2 protein-coding genes are annotated in these 1437 nt (G+C 61.7%); both read right to left on the bottom strand.

Annotated elements, in window-relative coordinates; translation table 11 throughout:
• Window positions 1-132 (bottom strand): helix-turn-helix domain-containing protein (locus tag OP496_RS17745; protein ID WP_280565237.1); only part of this gene is annotated, 132 nt, incomplete at its 3' end.
• 91 nt (window positions 133-223) lie between these two features.
• Window positions 224-1437, bottom strand: a 1214-nt coding sequence (locus OP496_RS17740) for a TonB-dependent receptor (RefSeq protein WP_280565235.1), incomplete at its 5' end; no start/stop codon positions are given.

Genomic DNA, 1437 nt, shown 5'->3' with positions numbered 1-1437 from the left:
AGTGTCCTGCGCGGTGCGACGCGGCATGCCGGTGGCGTCGATCAGCGCGGGTACGCTGGCCGTGCCGTGGTCAATGAGGTGCGCGACATATAGCCGGCGATAGAAGCTGCTCTGGGTCTTGCTCAGCGCCATGGATGTGCTCCTGTAACGGTCCATACAGCATAACGCCCCGCTCCCATGAAGGGGCAGGGCGCATGCGTGGCATCGTGTGGTAAAAGGCGAATCAGAAACGCAGTGTCACGCCGCCTTCCACGTAGCGATCCTGGGTATTGTAACCATCGACCAGTTGGTACTCCTTGTCGAAGGCGTTCTCCATCTTGGCCGAGAGTTCGACCATGGGCGTGACCTGCCAAGCGGTGCGTAGGTCGATCACGCCGTAGCCGGCGGTCGTGGTAGCGCCATAGGGAGATGAGAACTGTGTATCGCGCCGATCGCCTGCTGCGCGCAAGGTGGTGCCGAACGACCAGTCGGCCACGGCGTAATCGGCATCCAGGCGCCCGAAGGTCCGAGCACGACGCTGCAGGCGCTCGCCGGTCTGCCGGTCCTCGGGGTTCTGGTGAGTGAGGCTGGCGCTGAGCGTCAAACCGCCAGCTTGCCAGCCGCCGCTGAGTTCGATCCCGCGAATGCGGGCTTCATCGACATTGTAGGGAACGGACGTGATGGGATCGTAGCCGATCAAGTCATCGATACGGTTGTCGAAGACGGTCACTCGCGTGTGCCAATTGTCGCGCTCAAAGGCCCAGAACGCTTCGAGGTTCTCGGCGGTTTCCGCATCAAGATCCGGGTTGGTGCCATAGGGCCCATACAGATCGATCAGGTTGGGCGCCTTGTAGGCCGTGGAGACGCTGGCGCCGAGTCGCTGGTAGGGCGTGAGATGGTAAGCGTAGCCAAGGCTGCCGGTAGTCTCGTCGCCGAACAGGGAGTCGTCGTCATAGCGCAACGATCCGCTCACCTCGTGTGCACCGTAGGTGCGCTGCATCATGCCGTAGATACCGATGTTCTCACGGCTATCGCGGTCGTAGCTGGCGCCGGCGCGGTTATCGAAGTCGACATTGTCGTGGCGATAGTCGATGCCCAGCACGTCGACGCCGTTGTCGCGGGTGAAGCGGTGCTGAAGTCCGACCTCATCGCGGTGGCTCTCGATCAGGCTCTGGCGTTCGCCGTTATAGCGTTCTTCACGCTGCTCGTCGAAATGGCCGGCGGTGATCTGCATCTGCCAGTCCGGTTGGAGCTGGACATCGAGCTGGCCGCCGAAGGATTGCAGATAGCCTTTGGTGACACAGTCCTGTGACGCAGGTGCAAGGAAGTCGCCGGTGCGGAAGCAATTGTCGTATTCGCCCTCGAAGTTCTGGCGCAGTGCGTTGACGCTCACGTCGACGTCATCGTTGATGCGATGTGAAAGTCCCAGTTGGGCACCTTCGCGCTCGAAGCCGTCAC

Origin of the sequence: Chromohalobacter sp. 48-RD10 (assembly GCF_029889785.1) — a bacterium.
Classification (GTDB): Bacteria; Pseudomonadota; Gammaproteobacteria; order Pseudomonadales; family Halomonadaceae; genus Chromohalobacter.
This window is presented reverse-complemented; position numbering and strand designations above follow the sequence as displayed.